A 16,240-nucleotide genomic window follows, 5' to 3' on the forward strand; every position below is an offset into this window, starting at 1 on the left:
TGAGTCGCATATCAACAAGATATGACTCGAAAAATTAGTTAACAAGGCTAACTAAATATCTAAATTATTTACTTTAAAGCTTTATTTAATAATAGGTTTAACTGCTGAGATTCTTGCTCAGACAAACGGCTTTCCAGTATCTGTGCCATGACCTGATAGATCTTACTTTCTTCTTCCAAGCCGACTTCCGCTTTGCTGGTCAGTACGACCAACTTAGACCTCGCATCTTCGAGCGAAGCTTTACGCTCAACGAGACCTTTTCTCTCTAACCTTTGAACCATAGTAGTTGCTGAAGGCTTGGTTACTTGCATTTCAATCGCCAGATCTGTCAATCGGATCGGTTCAGGAGAGGCTTGAATGACCTTCAAATAGTCATATTCATTGAAGCTCAATTGGCAAATAGGATCTTCATTTACCTGAGTGCGCCATATCTTAGAGGCGAAGCGCTCAATCTTTTCTAAATTCTGGTTCAGCATACTCACCTAATCAAAGAATAGCATTTAGTTAGCAAGGCTAACTATTTTAGTGTTGTTTAAATAAAAAGCAATCAAAACGAGATGAAGATCATAAAAAAGGAGCATAAAAAAACCGCTGACAGACAGCGGCTTTTCGGAATCAAAATGTGTTGCTTACTTAGCGTTGGCTTCTTCTTCGGCCTCAGCCAGCTTAACTTGCGCTAAGTGCTCAGCTTTAAGTGTGGTGAAGATACGGCTTAACTCTAAGAAAGAGTAACGATGTTCTACGTATTCATACACGTTAAAAGAAACCGCTAACTTGTACAAAGAGATAGCATTCGCGTAATCACCATTCATATGGTAACGCTTAGCAAGGTAGAAGTACGTCTCTGTTAGACGCTGCGCAAGTAACGTGTTGTCACGAGTACCGGTTAAGATCGCCTTGAAAGCCTGCTCTTCAGTAATGTCATCAAGCATAATCGCGACTAATACCCAACCCCACTGCTCATCACGGCTCTCGTAACGTTTTTGCAAATCAAGCTTAGCCTGCTCTGGCGTCAGCTCATGCTGAATGATGTACAACCACAGAGCGCGAAACGGATCGCTAGGATCGTCGGCATAGTGCTTCATCATCTCTTCATTGGCTAAGTCGTAACGCTCGCCATAGTAAAGCGCGATAGAGCGGTTCCTTTCTGCGTAAGAGTTTGCAGGATCAAGCTCTAACGTAGAATCAAAAGATTCATAAGCCGCATCAAACTCCCCTACCTGCGTAAAGTAAACACCCAAAAGATTGAAGATATCAGGTTGAGCAGGGTTCAATGAAAGAGATTGGTTGAAGTCGAGACGCGCGAGATCACGCAGGCCAACACTGTCGTAGTAGTTACCACGTTCAAACAGCATCTTAGCTCGAACTTCATCGTTCAAATCTGGGCGCTGTAATAACTGACTAAGACGTGCAATTTGAACTTCTTGCTGAACGCTTGGTTGCAGTGGCACAGCCATCGGTGGATAAACCCAACTTGAGGTGTTATCTGATGTTGTCGCACAACCTGTTAGTACAAGCAGTAAACACATACTCGCGGTTTGAAACCATTTCACAAATAATTACTCCTGTTATGACCGCAATAAAAAAGGGGAGCGATATGCTCCCCTTTATAACATGCTTTGTTGACGATAGGTTAGAAATCACTAAAAAGCGATATCACCATCGACACACTGAGAATTACTCAGCAGAAGGTGCTTCGCCTTCAGCTGGCGTTTCAACTGCTTCTTTCATGCTTAGACGTACACGGCCTTGACGGTCAATTTCAAGAACCTTAACAGGAACTTCTTGACCTTCAGTTAGGTAGTCAGACACTTTCTCAACGCGCTTGTCAGCGATTTGAGAGATGTGTACTAGACCATCTTTACCTGGAAGGATAGTAACGAATGCACCGAAGTCAGCTAGACGAGCAACTTTACCTTGGTAAATGCGGCCAACTTCAACTTCAGCTGTGATCTCTTCGATACGACGGATAGCTTCTTTAGCAGCTGCGCCTTCAGTAGCAGCAATCTTGATTGTGCCATCGTCTTCGATTTCGATTGTAGTACCAGTTTCTTCACAAAGAGCACGGATAACTGCGCCGCCTTTACCGATAACATCTTTGATCTTATCAGAGCTGATTTTCATTGTGTGGATACGTGGAGCGAATTCAGAGATATCTTCACGAGCACCAGAGATAGCTTCATCCATTACAGAAAGGATGTGCTTACGTGCACCTTGCGCTTGGTTAAGTGCAATTTGCATGATCTCTTTAGTGATACCTTCGATCTTGATGTCCATTTGAAGTGCAGTGATACCAGCGTTAGTACCTGCTACTTTAAAGTCCATGTCACCTAGGTGATCTTCGTCGCCAAGGATGTCAGAAAGAACAACGAAATCGTCGCCTTCTTTAACAAGACCCATTGCGATACCCGCAACAGAAGCTTTGATTGGAACACCAGCATCCATAAGAGCTAGAGATGTACCACATACAGAAGCCATTGAAGAAGAACCGTTAGATTCTGTGATTTCCGATACAACACGAACTGTGTATGGGAATTCTTCAACAGAAGGCATTACTGCTTGGATACCACGTTTAGCAAGCTTACCGTGACCAATTTCACGACGCTTAGGAGAACCAACGAAACCAGTTTCACCTACACAGTATGGAGGGAAGTTGTAGTGTAGAAGGAAGTTGTCTTTCTTCTCACCCATCAGGCTGTCGATGATTTGAGCATCACGTTGTGTGCCAAGCGTTGCAGTAACAAGTGCTTGAGTTTCACCACGAGTGAATAGAGAAGAACCGTGTGTACGTGGAAGAACACCAGTACGTACGTCTAGCGCACGAACCATGTCTTTTTCACGGCCATCGATACGTGGGTTGCCAGCGATGATGCGGCTACGTACTACGTTTTTCTCTAGAGAACCAAGCATGCCGCGGATTTCGCGCTCATCTAGGTTTTCGTCTTGTGCAATTAGAGCTTCAACAACGTCGTTCTTGATTACGCCAACTTGCTCGTAACGAGCCATTTTCTCAGTGATCTGGTACGCGTCAGATAGACGAGTTTCAGCAAGTTCAGCAACTTGAGCTTTAAGCTCAGTGTTAACTGCTGGTGCTTCCCAGTTCCAAGATGGAGTTGCAACTTCAGCAGCAAACTCGTTGATTGCTTTGATTACAACTTGTTGTTGGTCGTGACCGTAAACAACAGCTGAAAGCATTTCTTCTTCAGATAGGTTATCTGCTTCAGATTCAACCATAAGTACTGCGCCTTCTGTACCAGACACAACTAGGTCTAGTTTAGAGTTTTCAAGCTCAGTATTTGATGGGTTAAGAACAAGTTCGCCGTCGATGTGACCAACACGTGCAGCACCGATAGGACCATTGAATGGAGCACCAGAGATAGCAAGCGCAGCAGATGTTGCGATCATAGTGATCATGTCTGGGTTTACGTCAGGGTTGATAGAAACAACCGTAGCGATAACTTGAACTTCGTTTTTAAACGCACTTGGGAAAAGTGGACGAATTGGACGGTCAATCAGACGAGCTGTTAGTGTTTCGCCTTCAGATGGACGACCTTCACGCTTGAAGAAACCACCAGGGATTTTACCCGCAGCGTATGTACGCTCTTGGTAGTTTACTGTTAGTGGGAAGAAGTCTTGACCTGCAACTGCTTCTTTCTTAGCAACAACAGAAACGAATACTGAAGTATCGTCCATAGTCGCCATTACAGCAGCAGTAGCTTGACGTGCAATTACGCCCGTTTCTAGAGTAACGGTGTGGTTACCGTACTGGAACGATTTTACAACTGGTTTTTCAAACATTGTATATCCTTAGCTCTAAAGTCAGACTTTAGATTAAGTGAATAATGACTCAAGACATTACCAATCGCGACTAGTGAAAAGGGACTTAGGATGGTGACTCTTTGTATGTGTTCATACGCCGAATTAAGACCAAATCCGCCTTTGAATAGTCGCGACCTATTGGCCGACATCTGTGACTGTAATCTCTTGAGAGGTTGATTGCCAAACGCTGAAAACGCTATAGGCGGGCGTAGTATAAACTATTTTTATTAGGAGATATATTTCCTATCAGAAAAAGCCAGATGATATTCTGAGCATCCAGCCTAGCATTTTCTTACAGGCACAAAAAAAGGAGCATAAATGCTCCTTTTCTTCAAACTGTCTTTGCAGACATCGCTATTAGCGACGTAGGCCTAGACGCTTGATTAGGTCTTGGTAACGAGCAAGGTTTTTGCCTTTCAAGTAATCAAGAAGCTTACGACGGCTAGAAACCATACGTAGTAGACCACGACGGCTGTGGTGATCGTGTTTGTGCGCTTTGAAGTGACCTTGTAGGTGGTTGATAGAAGCAGTAAGTAGTGCTACTTGTACTTCTGGTGAACCTGTGTCGCCTTCAGATTGTGCGTATTCTGCAACGATTGCTGCTTTAGTTTCTGCATTCAGAGACATAATTCTCTCCTGATAAGAGTAAGTTTATATTTGTAGCAGCCAATCTCTGATTCAGCCGCTACGCGAGCCGAGGATTATAGGGAAGTTTGTCAGTTGGTGCAATAACAATCGAACCCATTAAAAACGAAAAAAGCGAACCACCTAAATTAGGCGTTCGCTTTCTATCTTATTTGCTCGCTTTTCACGACTCAGCGCTAAGATCCGATGTAAGCGCTACGCTTGTGGCTCTTCATCTCTGAAAACAACCAAACGCTTCGGTGCAACTCGGCCATCTTCAGCAATCTGAGCTACGCCGACAAACAGCTTCTCTTCGCCACTTGTCATACGAACCGTGCCTTCAGTTGGCGCACCAGCAACCTGAACTGGCATACCGTGCTGAACTAGGTCAGTCAGTTCCGCGTTCAGGTTTACTTCTGGTAAGTCTTCAACGGCAGTGTCCATTGGCATCAGCAGTGGATCAAGCAGCTCTTTCGGTGCAATTTCTTGCGCCTGTGCTTGCTCTAGGATCTCGTTTAACTGCTCCAAAGTCACCATACGCTCGTATGGGTACTTTGCGACACCTGTACGACGAAGCATGGTCACGTGAGCACCACAACCTAGCATTTCACCAAGGTCGTCGGTAATTGTGCGGATGTATGTGCCTTTCGAACAATGCACTTCCATTTCAACTTCATCACCTTCAAAGCGAAGCAGTTCAATAGAGTACACAGTGATCTTACGAGACTCACGAGGAACCTCGATACCTGCACGTGCGTATTCGTACAAAGGCTTACCTTGATACTTCAATGCCGAAAACATTGATGGTATCTGATCGGTTTCACCCTTGAAGCTCGCAATGCAACGTTCAAGCTGTTCTTGAGTCACGTTAACATCACGTGTCTCTACCACTTCACCATCAGAGTCAGAGGTATTGGTACGCTCACCAAGCTTAGCGATAACAACGTAGCGCTTATCAGAATCTAGAAGAAACTGAGAGAACTTCGTTGCTTCACCAAGACAAATTGGCAGCATGCCAGTCGCAAGAGGATCCAGAGCACCGGTGTGCCCTGCCTTCTCTGCAAAGTAAATACGCTTTACTTTTTGCAGTGCATCATTAGACGAAATGCCAGTCGGCTTATCTAATAGAATTACCCCGTTGATAGGGCGACCTTTACGACGGCGAGCCATTACTCTTCGCCCTTAGACTGAGCTTCGTCAGTGCGGCCAGCTTCTTCTTGCTTACGCTTATCATCGTTCAGAACTTCACTTACTAGGTTAGACATACGCATGCCTTCTACTAGTGTGTTGTCGTAAGTAAAACGAACTTCAGGCGTTAGACGGTGGCGAATACGCTTACCAAGAGCCATACGAACTGGCACTTCATGCTCTTTAAGAGCTTTAAGGCATGATTCAGGAGTTTGCTCACCAACACACAGGAAAGTCACGAACACTTTTGCGTAAGCAAGGTCACGAGACACTTCTACGTCTGAGATAGTTACCATACCAATACGTGAGTCACGAACTTCACGTTGTAGGATAAGAGCAAGCTCTTTTTGAAGCTGCTGAGACACACGTTGTGTGCGGCTAAATTCTTTTGACATTTTCTTTTCTCACTTAGAAAGATGGGGGGCTTGGTAATTACCAGCCCCCCATGGTGTATTCAACAACCGATTACTTATTACCTTTACTAGTAATGTTAGTAACCTTAGTCAATATGTCGAGTCGTACAGACTGATTAGTCTAGAGTACGTTTAACCTCAACGATTTCGAATACTTCGATCTGGTCACCAACGCGAACGTCGTTGTAGTTCTTAACGCCGACACCACACTCGTAACCGTTCTTAACTTCTTGTACGTCATCTTTAAAGCGACGAAGTGACTCTAGTTCACCTTCGTAGATAACAACGTTTTCACGAAGTACGCGGATTGGGTTGCTACGCTTAATCGTACCTTCAGTCACGATACAACCAGCGATTGCACCAAGTTTAGGCGACTTAAATACGTCACGAACTTGTGCAAGACCAATGATCTCTTGACGGAATTCAGGAGCAAGCATACCGCCCATCGCCTGTTTAACTTCGTCAATCAGTTGGTAAATGATTGAGTAGTAACGTAGATCTAGGTTTTCGTTCTGAACCGTGTTACGCGCAGTTGCGTCAGCACGAACGTTGAAACCAAGGATGATAGCGTTAGAAGCTGCAGCAAGAGTTGCATCAGTTTCAGTAATACCACCAACACCAGAACCTACGATGTTCACTTTAACTTCGTCAGTAGACAGTTTCAGTAGAGAGTCAGCAATCGCTTCTACAGAACCTTGAACGTCAGCTTTAAGTACCACGTTAAGCTCAGCAACTTCGCCAGCCGTCATGTTCGCGAACATGTTCTCTAGTTTCGCTTTTTGTTGGCGAGCTAGTTTAACATCACGGAATTTACCTTGACGGTAGTTCGCAACTTCACGTGCTTTACGCTCATCACGTACAACAGTCGCTTCATCGCCTGACGAAGGAACACCAGAAAGACCTAGAATTTCTACAGGAATAGATGGACCTGCAGTTTCGATGTCTTTACCGTTTTCATCACGCATTGCACGAACACGGCCGTACTCTTGACCACAAAGAACGATATCGCCTTTGTTTAGAGTACCAGACTGTACTAGTACTGTTGCAACTGGACCGCGACCTTTATCAAGGCGAGATTCAACAACAACACCAGACGCCATACCTTCTTTAACCGCTGTAAGTTCAAGAACTTCAGACTGAAGAAGGATTGCTTCTAGAAGACCATCGATGTTTGTACCCTGTTTTGCAGAGATGTGAACGAAGATGTTCTCACCGCCCCATTCTTCAGGGATAACGTCGTATTGAGCTAGCTCATTCTTAACGTTGTCTGGGTTTGCACCCTCTTTATCGATCTTGTTCACAGCAACAATCAGAGGAACGCCTGCCGCTTTCGCGTGCTGGATTGCTTCGATTGTTTGTGGCATTACGCCATCGTCTGCTGCAACTACAAGTACAACGATATCTGTCGCTTGAGCACCACGAGCACGCATAGCTGTAAACGCCGCGTGTCCAGGAGTATCAAGGAAAGTGATCATACCGTTGTCAGTATCTACGTGGTAAGCACCAATGTGCTGCGTGATACCGCCAGCTTCGCCAGAAGCAACGTGTGCTTTACGAATGTAATCAAGTGTTGAAGTTTTACCGTGGTCAACGTGACCCATGATAGTAACAACAGGAGCACGACCTTCAGCGATAGCATCGCTATCACGGTCAGCTAGTACTGCTTCTTCAAGTTCGTTTTCTTTACGTAGGATTACCTTGTGACCCATTTCTTCAGCAACAAGTTGTGCTGTTTCTTGGTCGATCACTTGGTTGATAGTCGCCATAGCGCCCATCTTCATCATTACTTTGATAACTTCAGTTGCTTTAACTGACATTTTGCTAGCCAGTTCAGAAACAACGATAGTTTCGCCGATAGCAACGTCAGATTTAGCAACAGTTGCTGACTTATCGAAGCCTTGCTGCATTGAAGTTGGTTTAGCAAGCTTACCTTTACCGCCACGACCACGTTGGTTACGACCACCACGGTTGTTTGCAGGTTGGTTAGCAGGAGCTGCTTTCTTCTTGCGACGACGAGGTGCTTTCTCATCTTTCTTATCTGCCGCATCTTCAGCTTCACGAGCGTAAGTAGAAGTAGTCACATGGTAATCCGCAGATTTCTCTTGCTCTTTCTTCTTCTTCTCTTCTTCAGACCAACGTTCTTGGTTCTCTTCTGCTAACTTACGAGCTTCTTCAACAAGCTTAGCTGCTTCAGCTTCTGCTTTACGAGTTGCTTCTAGCTCTTGACGAGCTTTAAGTTCATCCGCTTCTTTTTTCGCTTGTGCGTTAGCGTCTGCATTTTTTGAATTCATGTCTTTTTTAGCCTTTTCAGCTTGTGCGCGTTGAGCCTTCTCTTCAGCTTCACGTTTTGCATCCGCTTCACGTGTTACTTTTTCTTCGGCTTCGCGCTGTGCTTTCTCTGCAGCATCACGTTTCGCTTGCTCTTCAGCATCGCGTTGTGCTTTCTCTTCCGCTTCACGATTAGCTACTTCCTCAGCTTCACGTTTCGCTTCATCTTCAATAGTGCTGCGCTTCACGTAAGTACGCTTTTTACGTACCTCTACTTGAACATCCTTACTCTTACCGCCTCCAGCGGCAACACTTAGCGTGCTGCGGGTCTTGCGTTGAAGAGTTAAACGAGTCGGTTCTGTTTCGCCTGAAGTATCGCCGTGCTCCTTTTTAAGGTGCGTTAACAATGTTTGCTTCTCTGAATCAGTCACTTGATCCGACCCTGCTTTCTTCATGCCTGCATCAGCAAGTTGTTCAATTAAGCGGTCAACTGGCGTACCAATCTCTTCACTCAGTGCTTTAACTGTTAATTGTGTCATACCGCTTTCTCTCCTTGCTGAATTATTCTTCGTCGCCGAACCAACAGATGTTACGCGCAGCCATAATTAGCTCGCCTGCACGCTCTGCAGTTAGGTCTTCGATGCCTTCTAGTTCATCAACGCCTTGGTCAGCTAGGTCTTCCAGTGTCGCAACGCCTTTTGCTGCTAGCTTGTAAGCCATTTCACGCTCAAGACCTTCAAGTGCAAGTAAGTCTTCAGCAGGCTCAACACCGTCGAAAGTTTCTTCTTTCGCTAGCGCTAGAGTAGTCAGTGCGTCTTTTGCGCGGTTACGTAGTTCTTCAACGATACCTTCGTCTAGACCGTCTACTTCAAGAAGCTCGTTCACAGGAACGTATGCTACTTCTTCAAGCGTAGAGAAGCCTTCTTCAACAAGCATTTGAGCAAAGTCTTCTTCAATGTCTAGGTGCTTCATGAAGTTTTCAATAGAGGCAACTGCTTCTTCTTGGTGCTTCTTCTCAAGATCAGCAACAGTCATTACGTTCAGTTCCCAACCAGTAAGTTGAGACGCTAGACGTACGTTTTGACCGCTACGGCCAATCGCTTGTGCTAGGTTATCCGCTTCAACAGCGATATCCATAGAGTGTGCGTCTTCATCAACGATGATTGAAGCAACATCAGCAGGAGCCATTGCGTTGATTACGAATTGAGCCGGGTTATCATCCCAAAGAACGATATCGATACGTTCACCACCAAGATCGTTAGAAACAGCTTGTACACGTGCGCCACGCATACCAACACACGCACCAACTGGGTCAATACGTTTGTCGTTTGTTTTCACAGCGATTTTAGCACGAGAACCAGCGTCACGTGCAGCACCTTTAAGTTCAATTAGCTCTTCACCAATCTCAGGCACTTCAACACGGAATAGTTCAGCTAGCATTTCTGGCTTCGAACGAGTAACGAAAAGCTGGAAACCACGAGCTTCTGGTTTAACTGCGTAAAGAAGACCACGAACACGGTCACCTGGACGGAAGTTTTCACGAGGAAGTTGGTCATCACGAAGGATTACCGCTTCAGCGTTGTTACCTAGGTCTAGAATAATAGTGTCACGGTTAACTTTCTTAACTGCGCCAGTTACTAGCTCGCCTTCGTTATCGATGAACTGCTCAACGATTTGAGCGCGTTCAGCTTCACGTACTTTCTGTACGATAACTTGCTTAGCCGTTTGAGTCGTAATACGGTCAAACGTTACTGATTCGATATCATCTTCAATGAAACCGCCAAGTTCGATCTCTGGGTCATCGTACTTTGCAGCTTCAATAGAGATTTCTTTTGTTGGGAATTCAACTTCCTCAACAGCTTCCCAACGACGGAAAGTTTCGAAATCACCCGTTTTACGGTCAATTTCAACACGAACTTCAATTTCTAGTTCGCTTTTCTTTTTTGTTGCCGTTGCAAGCGCGATTTCAAGCGCTTCAAAAATACGCTCACGAGGAACTGCTTTCTCATTTGAAACAGCTTCTACTACCGCCAAAATTTCTTTGTTCATTAATCTAGCCTCTTAAGCTCTTCTCTCTAGGAGAACTAAAATTTAGGGATCAGGTTAGCTTTCGCAATATTGCTCAGGACGAATTCTTCTTCTTGTCCTTCAACCAATACTTTCACTGTCTCGCCTTCGATAGATTGGATATCACCTTTCCATTTACGACGGTTGCCGACAGCCATTTTCAAAACGATGCTTACCTCGTGACCAATAAATTGTTGGTAATGCTCTGCTTTGAACAGTGGTCTCTCTAAACCTGGTGAAGACACTTCAAGGTTATAAGCCACTGAAATTGGATCTTCAACGTCCATTACGGCACTTACTTGGTGGCTAACTTCAGCGCAATCATCTACATTGATACCGTTTGGTGAATCGATGTAAATACGTAGCGTTGAGTGCTCACCAGCACGAATAAATTCTAATCCAACTAACTCATAACCTGATGCTGCTACTGGAGCGTCAAGCATTTCAGTAAGTTGTCTTTCTAAACCAGTCATTTAACCACTCCAGAAACAAAAAAAGGGCTCAAAGCCCAATTTAAATTCCAAGCAAACATTATCTAAATACATTTACAAATGCTTAGATAACAAAAAACCCCGTATAAGCCGGGGTTTTTGTTGCTGGACCCTTATATGTTAAGTGCCATCACATTCGATATCACACCTAACTCACAGTGAGGTTCACACTGTGCAAACTTGCTACCAATACAAGCTATATAATAGCATTGAAATTGGTTGCGGGAGCCGGATTTGAACCGACGACCTTCGGGTTATGAGCCCGACGAGCTACCAAACTGCTCCATCCCGCGTCCGACTTGCGAGCATTATACGCCCAACAAGATGTTTTACAAGTTTGTAAACATGGTGCCGAGAGAGGGACTCGAACCCTCACACCCTAAGGCACTAGCACCTCATGCTAGCGTGTCTACCAATTTCACCATCTCGGCATCAAATCTTTACAGATTATTGTGGAATTTCGTCGCCTTGCGCCGGAACTTCACTCACTGCATCATCAGCTTGTTGAATCACCTGACCTTGGGTCGGGTCAATCCATTGTGACTCAGTTTTATGTGTAGACATATTACCAAGCACTAAGCTAAGGATAAAAAATGTAGTTGCAAAAATTGCAGTCATTCGGGTAAGGAAATTTCCTGAGCCACCAGCACCAAACACAGTGTTTGAAGCGCCAGCACCGAAAGAGGCTCCCATATCTGCGCCTTTACCTTGTTGAATCAACACTAGGCCAATTACACCAAGCGCTGCCAACAGGTAAATCACAAGTAGAACTGTAAACATTTTTCCACCTATGTTCCTAATTGTTGAGCCAGCGCCGTTCAAAAAACTATTTTTAAGAACAAGGCTAGCGACCTCCTAACTGAAGGCCGAGCAATACTAGCGAATGCGACGATGGCTGACAAGGAGAATTTGCTAAAAAATAAGCCTTTACCAAGTGAATGGTCAAAAAAAGGTCAAAAGCGACACAAAACTCATTTACGTCTCTTTTGACCGTTATATCTTTTGACCGTGATATAAGTCAACCACTTCTAATCACAGGCGCTATTCGCTGCGCCAGCTAAGTAAAAGGTTAAATTAGCAGTTTGCTTTTACTGCATCTGCAATCTTAAGCGCTGATGCTTGAACAAGCTCTGCATCTTCGCCTTCAACCATGACACGCAGTAGTGGCTCGGTACCAGACTTGCGTAATAGCACACGACCTTTCTCGCCAAGCTCAGCTTCTACTTCAACAACCGCTGCTTTTACCGCTTCAGCTTCCAATGGGTTTGAATCTCCGCTGAAACGAACGTTTTCTAGAACTTGAGGGTATAACGTCATGCCCTGAGACAGCTCATTCAGCGTCATTTCACTATCAACAACTGAAGCCAACACTTGCAGAGCAGCAACGATAGCATCACCCGTCGTCACTTTATCTAGTAGGATAACATGCCCCGAATTTTCAGCGCCGATCTTCCAGCCTTTAGCAAGAAGCTGTTCCATTACGTAACGGTCACCAACAGCAGCACGAACAAACGGAATACCTAACTGCTTAAGGCCATTTTCCATACCAAGGTTGGTCATTAGTGTACCAACAACGCCACCTTTCAACTCACCGCGACGCAGTGCATCACGAGCAATGATGTAAGCGATTTGATCGCCATCAACTTTGTTACCTAGCTCGTCAACCATGATGATACGGTCACCATCACCATCAAAGCCAAGACCTAATGCCGCTTTTTCTTCAACCACTTTTGCTTGCAGAGCACGTACATCTGTCGCACCGACTTCGTGGTTGATATTAGTACCGTTTGGCTCAACACCAATCGCAATAACTTCAGCACCCAGCTCTTTAAATACGGCAGGAGCTATGTGGTAAGTCGCACCATGTGCACAATCGACAACAATTTTCATTCCTGCAAGCGTCATCTGATTTGGGAATGTGCTCTTACAGAACTCGATGTAACGGCCAGCCGCATCGTTCAAACGTACTGCTTTACCAAGCTCAAATGAATCAACACATTCGATGTCTTTATCCAATTCAGCTTCAATTGCCAACTCGATATCGTCCGGCAGTTTTGTTCCCTCAGAAGAGAAGAACTTGATACCGTTATCGTAGTATGGGTTGTGTGATGCAGAGATAACGATCCCTGCTTCAGCGCGGAAGGTTTGAGTTAGGTAAGCCACAGCAGGTGTTGGCATTGGGCCAGTAAACGTAGCCTGAAGACCAGCAGCAGCAAGGCCAGCTTCTAGCGCTGACTCAAGCATGTAACCAGAGATACGAGTATCTTTACCAATGATGACTTTCTTTGTGCCTTGCTTCGCAAGAACACGACCCGCAGCCCAGCCAAGCTTCAGAACAAAATCAGGTGTAATCGGGTACTGGCCTACTTTGCCACGTACACCATCTGTGCCGAAGTAACGTCTCTTATCAGACATATTGATTTTCCTTAATTATGATTAGTGATTGTTATTCATCACTTCGATTATCTTCATCGCTTCCAATGTATCTTCAACATCATGAACGCGAATAATTTGTGCGCCTTTGATTGCAGCGATGGTAGCGCAAGTGACGCTAGCAACCATGCAATCTGCTGGAGCTTTGTCTAGTAGCTTAAAGATCATCGACTTTCTCGACATCCCCGCTAAGACTGGCAACCCAAGCCTGTGAAACTTTTCAAGGTGCGCTAATAGGTGGTAATTATGCTCAATGGTTTTACCAAAACCAAAACCAGGATCCAGAATCAGCTGATCTTTTGATATACCAACAGCCTCACAAGCCTCCACCCTTTCTTTTAAGAACGCTTCAACATCCATTAGGACATCATCGTAATTAGGGTTAGCTTGCATGGTTCTTGGCTGACCTTTCATGTGCATCAGGCAAACTGGCACATTAGCATCGGCGGCCGCTTCCAGAGCTCCGTGCTCTTGTAGTGCGCGCACATCATTGATCAAATCAGCCCCCGCTTCAACGGCTTGGCGCATCACTTCAGCTTTACTGGTATCAATGGAGATCCACACATCAAACTTAGCGCGAATTGCTTTAATGGCAGGAATAACGCGAGCGAGCTCTTCTTCTAAAGGTACATCAGGTGCTCCCGGGCGAGTTGACTCACCACCAATGTCAATAATGCTAACACCAGCTTGAATCATTCGCTCTGCTTGCAGTAGAGCACTATCTAATGAATTGAATTTTCCGCCATCAGAGAAAGAGTCAGGCGTAACATTGAGGATACCCATCACATGTGGGCGGTCTAAAACGAGCGTTTTATTGTGTGCTTTTAATATCATGGAAGGTGGGTCTTAAAGGTAAAAACATCTAGGGCTAGAAACAGAAAAACCCTGAGCGTACTCAGGGTTTTAATTTATAACTTAGCGATTAAGAATCTTTGTTTTGAGCATCATCTGCTTCAGATTTAGCTTCTTCAACTTTCGACTCTTCAGCTTTTGGTTCCGCTTTAGCTTCTTCTGCCTTAGCTTCAGGTTTTGCTTCTTCCTTTGTAGGTTCAGCTTTTACCTGATCACCCCAACCAGCTGGATCACGAATCTCTTGCTTACGCTCCATCAAGTCATCAATTTGACCTGCATCGATCGTTTCGAACTTCATTAGAGCGTCTTTCATCGAATGCATGATATCCATGTTATCTTCAAGAATCTTCTTAGCTCTATCGTAGTTACGGTCGATAAGAATACGAATTTCTTCATCGATCAGCTTAGTCGTATCGTCAGAAACATGTTTCGCTTGGCTCATACCACGACCTAAGAAAACTTCACCTTCTTCTTCAGCATATAGAAGAGGGCCCAGTTTTTCAGAGAAGCCCCACTGCGTAACCATCTTGCGAGCAATATCAGTTGCACGTTCGATATCGTTAGACGCACCAGTCGAAACTTTGTCTTTACCGTAGATAAGTTCTTCAGCAAGACGACCACCGTACAAACTAGAGATCATTGATTCTAGATGTTGGCGAGACATGCTTACGCGGTCTTGCTCAGGTAGGTACATAGTTACACCAAGCGCACGACCACGTGGAATGATTGACACCTTGTACACTGGATCGTGTTCAGGTACCAAACGACCAACAATTGCGTGACCCGCTTCGTGGTAAGCCGTTGACTCTTTCACTTCTTCAGACATAACCATTGAACGGCGCTCTGCACCCATCATAATTTTGTCTTTCGCAAGTTCAAACTCAACCATAGATACATTGCGCTTGTTACCACGAGCAGCAAATAGCGCCGCTTCGTTCACAAGGTTCGCAAGATCTGCACCAGAGAAGCCTGGAGTACCACGAGCGATCAGCGATGGTTCAACATCACCTGATAGTGGCACTTTACGCATGTGTACTTTAAGAATCTGTTCACGACCACGTACATCCGGTAGACCAACCACAACTTGACGGTCAAAACGACCAGGACGAAGTAATGCAGGGTCTAGTACGTCTGGACGGTTAGTCGCAGCGATAACGATAATACCTTCGTTACCTTCGAAACCATCCATCTCAACCAGCATTTGGTTCAGTGTTTGTTCACGTTCATCGTGACCACCACCAACACCAGCGCCACGTTGACGACCTACAGCATCGATTTCATCGATAAAGATGATACAAGGTGCCGCTTTCTTCGCTTGTTCGAACATGTCACGCACACGAGATGCACCAACACCAACAAACATTTCAACGAAGTCAGAACCAGAGATAGTAAAGAACGGTACTTTCGCTTCACCGGCAATCGCTTTTGCAAGCAATGTTTTACCCGTACCAGGAGGACCAACCAACAGGATACCTGTCGGGATCTTACCACCTAGCTTTTGGAAGCGGCTTGGGTCACGAAGGTAGTCCACAAGCTCTTTCACGTCTTCTTTTGCTTCGTCACAACCAGCAACATCAGCAAACATGGTTTTGATTTGTTCTTCGCTCATCATTCGAGCTTTACTCTTACCGAAAGACATCGCGCCTTTACCGCCGCCGCCGCCTTGCATTTGACGCATGAAGAAAATCCATACACCAATCAGTAAGATCATTGGGAACCATGAGATGAAGATAGTGCCAAGCAAGCTCTGCTCTTCAGGTGGTGTACCCTGAACTTTTACGTTTTGATTAATTAAGTCATCAAGTAGCTTTTGATCATAAACAGGCATGTAAGTTACATACTTAGAACCACCACCACGACGTGTGAAAGTGATTTCGCTGTTATTGAACTGTGCGTCTTGAATCTGGCCTTGGCCAACTTCCTGTACAAACGTGGTGTAATCTACTGCTCTGCCGTTACTTTCCCCAGGGCCGAAGCTCTGGAATACCGACATCAACACTACCGCGATAACAAGCCACAGAATTAAATTTTTTGCCATGTCACTCAAGGTGTAAGCCTCTCGATAACTAATTGTAATTAAAGGTA

The 16,240-nt window shown here is 45.0% G+C and carries 13 protein-coding genes and 2 tRNA genes; all 15 read right to left on the bottom strand.

Annotation, left to right across the window (positions count from 1 at the left end):
- Positions 1 to 68 precede the first annotated feature (68 nt).
- Positions 69 to 476: a MarR family winged helix-turn-helix transcriptional regulator gene (locus tag AB4329_RS01275; protein ID WP_017056675.1), complete on the bottom strand. Its 408-nt coding sequence runs from the start codon at positions 474 to 476 to the stop codon at positions 69 to 71.
- Positions 477 to 629: 153 nt separating this feature from the next.
- The gene (gene nlpI / locus AB4329_RS01280; RefSeq protein ID WP_017059235.1) at positions 630 to 1,553 is read right to left on the bottom strand and encodes a lipoprotein NlpI; all 924 of its coding nucleotides are present in this window, start codon (positions 1,551 to 1,553) and stop codon (positions 630 to 632) included.
- 124 nt (positions 1,554 to 1,677) lie between these two features.
- Positions 1,678 to 3,798 (bottom strand): polyribonucleotide nucleotidyltransferase, encoded by a 2,121-nt coding sequence (gene pnp / locus AB4329_RS01285; protein WP_372137583.1) that lies wholly within the window; start codon positions 3,796 to 3,798, stop codon positions 1,678 to 1,680.
- 378 nt (positions 3,799 to 4,176) lie between these two features.
- Complete coding sequence (gene rpsO, locus AB4329_RS01290; protein ID WP_010436144.1) at positions 4,177 to 4,446, bottom strand: 30S ribosomal protein S15; 270 nt, start codon at positions 4,444 to 4,446, stop codon at positions 4,177 to 4,179.
- 213 nt (positions 4,447 to 4,659) lie between these two features.
- Positions 4,660 to 5,613 (bottom strand): tRNA pseudouridine(55) synthase TruB, encoded by a 954-nt coding sequence (truB, locus tag AB4329_RS01295; protein WP_017059233.1) that lies wholly within the window; start codon positions 5,611 to 5,613, stop codon positions 4,660 to 4,662.
- Positions 5,613 to 6,026: a 30S ribosome-binding factor RbfA gene (gene rbfA / locus AB4329_RS01300; protein WP_017059232.1), complete on the bottom strand. Its 414-nt coding sequence runs from the start codon at positions 6,024 to 6,026 to the stop codon at positions 5,613 to 5,615. Before rbfA ends, truB begins: the two co-directional genes overlap by 1 nt.
- Positions 6,027 to 6,160: 134 nt before the next feature.
- Positions 6,161 to 8,851 carry a translation initiation factor IF-2 gene (gene infB, locus AB4329_RS01305; protein WP_017059231.1) on the bottom strand — a complete coding sequence of 897 codons (2,691 nt, stop codon included), beginning with the start codon at positions 8,849 to 8,851 and terminating at the stop codon, positions 6,161 to 6,163.
- Between the two features lie 22 nt (positions 8,852 to 8,873).
- Positions 8,874 to 10,361: a transcription termination factor NusA gene (gene nusA, locus AB4329_RS01310; protein WP_017059230.1), complete on the bottom strand. Its 1,488-nt coding sequence runs from the start codon at positions 10,359 to 10,361 to the stop codon at positions 8,874 to 8,876.
- Between the two features lie 35 nt (positions 10,362 to 10,396).
- Positions 10,397 to 10,852 carry a ribosome maturation factor RimP gene (rimP, locus tag AB4329_RS01315; protein WP_004738265.1) on the bottom strand — a complete coding sequence of 152 codons (456 nt, stop codon included), beginning with the start codon at positions 10,850 to 10,852 and terminating at the stop codon, positions 10,397 to 10,399.
- Between the two features lie 234 nt (positions 10,853 to 11,086).
- Positions 11,087 to 11,163, bottom strand: a tRNA-Met gene (locus AB4329_RS01320).
- Between the two features lie 53 nt (positions 11,164 to 11,216).
- Positions 11,217 to 11,301, bottom strand: a tRNA-Leu gene (locus AB4329_RS01325).
- A 16-nt stretch (positions 11,302 to 11,317) separates the two neighbouring features.
- A complete protein-coding gene (gene secG / locus AB4329_RS01330) occupies positions 11,318 to 11,650 on the bottom strand; it encodes a preprotein translocase subunit SecG (RefSeq protein WP_017059392.1) in 333 nt (110 codons plus the stop codon).
- A 294-nt stretch (positions 11,651 to 11,944) separates the two neighbouring features.
- Complete coding sequence (glmM, locus tag AB4329_RS01335; protein WP_017072092.1) at positions 11,945 to 13,285, bottom strand: phosphoglucosamine mutase; 1,341 nt, start codon at positions 13,283 to 13,285, stop codon at positions 11,945 to 11,947.
- Between the two features lie 21 nt (positions 13,286 to 13,306).
- Positions 13,307 to 14,137, bottom strand: a complete 831-nt coding sequence (gene folP, locus AB4329_RS01340; protein WP_372132657.1) for a dihydropteroate synthase — start codon at positions 14,135 to 14,137, stop codon at positions 13,307 to 13,309.
- Positions 14,138 to 14,225: 88 nt separating this feature from the next.
- Positions 14,226 to 16,193: an ATP-dependent zinc metalloprotease FtsH gene (gene ftsH / locus AB4329_RS01345; RefSeq protein ID WP_372132660.1), complete on the bottom strand. Its 1,968-nt coding sequence runs from the start codon at positions 16,191 to 16,193 to the stop codon at positions 14,226 to 14,228.
- Positions 16,194 to 16,240: the final 47 nt, after the last annotated feature.

The sequence above is a fragment of the Vibrio sp. 10N.261.54.A5 genome, from assembly GCF_041471145.1.
Taxonomy (GTDB): Bacteria; Pseudomonadota; Gammaproteobacteria; order Enterobacterales; family Vibrionaceae; genus Vibrio; species Vibrio crassostreae_C.

What these genes read in the sequence shown, in the direction of transcription:
- AB4329_RS01275 (WP_017056675.1), bottom strand. Translation starts at nt 476, where the DNA reads ATGCTGAACCAGAATTTAGAAAAGATTGAGCGCTTCGCCTCTAAGATA.
- pnp (WP_372137583.1), bottom strand. Translation starts at nt 3,798, where the DNA reads ATGTTTGAAAAACCAGTTGTAAAATCGTTCCAGTACGGTAACCACACC.
- rpsO (WP_010436144.1), bottom strand. Translation starts at nt 4,446, where the DNA reads ATGTCTCTGAATGCAGAAACTAAAGCAGCAATCGTTGCAGAATACGCA.
- truB (WP_017059233.1), bottom strand. Translation starts at nt 5,613, where the DNA reads ATGGCTCGCCGTCGTAAAGGTCGCCCTATCAACGGGGTAATTCTATTA.
- rbfA (WP_017059232.1), bottom strand. Translation starts at nt 6,026, where the DNA reads ATGTCAAAAGAATTTAGCCGCACACAACGTGTGTCTCAGCAGCTTCAA.
- infB (WP_017059231.1), bottom strand. Translation starts at nt 8,851, where the DNA reads ATGACACAATTAACAGTTAAAGCACTGAGTGAAGAGATTGGTACGCCA.
- nusA (WP_017059230.1), bottom strand. Translation starts at nt 10,361, where the DNA reads ATGAACAAAGAAATTTTGGCGGTAGTAGAAGCTGTTTCAAATGAGAAA.
- rimP (WP_004738265.1), bottom strand. Translation starts at nt 10,852, where the DNA reads ATGACTGGTTTAGAAAGACAACTTACTGAAATGCTTGACGCTCCAGTA.
- secG (WP_017059392.1), bottom strand. Translation starts at nt 11,650, where the DNA reads ATGTTTACAGTTCTACTTGTGATTTACCTGTTGGCAGCGCTTGGTGTA.
- glmM (WP_017072092.1), bottom strand. Translation starts at nt 13,285, where the DNA reads ATGTCTGATAAGAGACGTTACTTCGGCACAGATGGTGTACGTGGCAAA.
- folP (WP_372132657.1), bottom strand. Translation starts at nt 14,137, where the DNA reads ATGATATTAAAAGCACACAATAAAACGCTCGTTTTAGACCGCCCACAT.
- ftsH (WP_372132660.1), bottom strand. Translation starts at nt 16,193, where the DNA reads ATGGCAAAAAATTTAATTCTGTGGCTTGTTATCGCGGTAGTGTTGATG.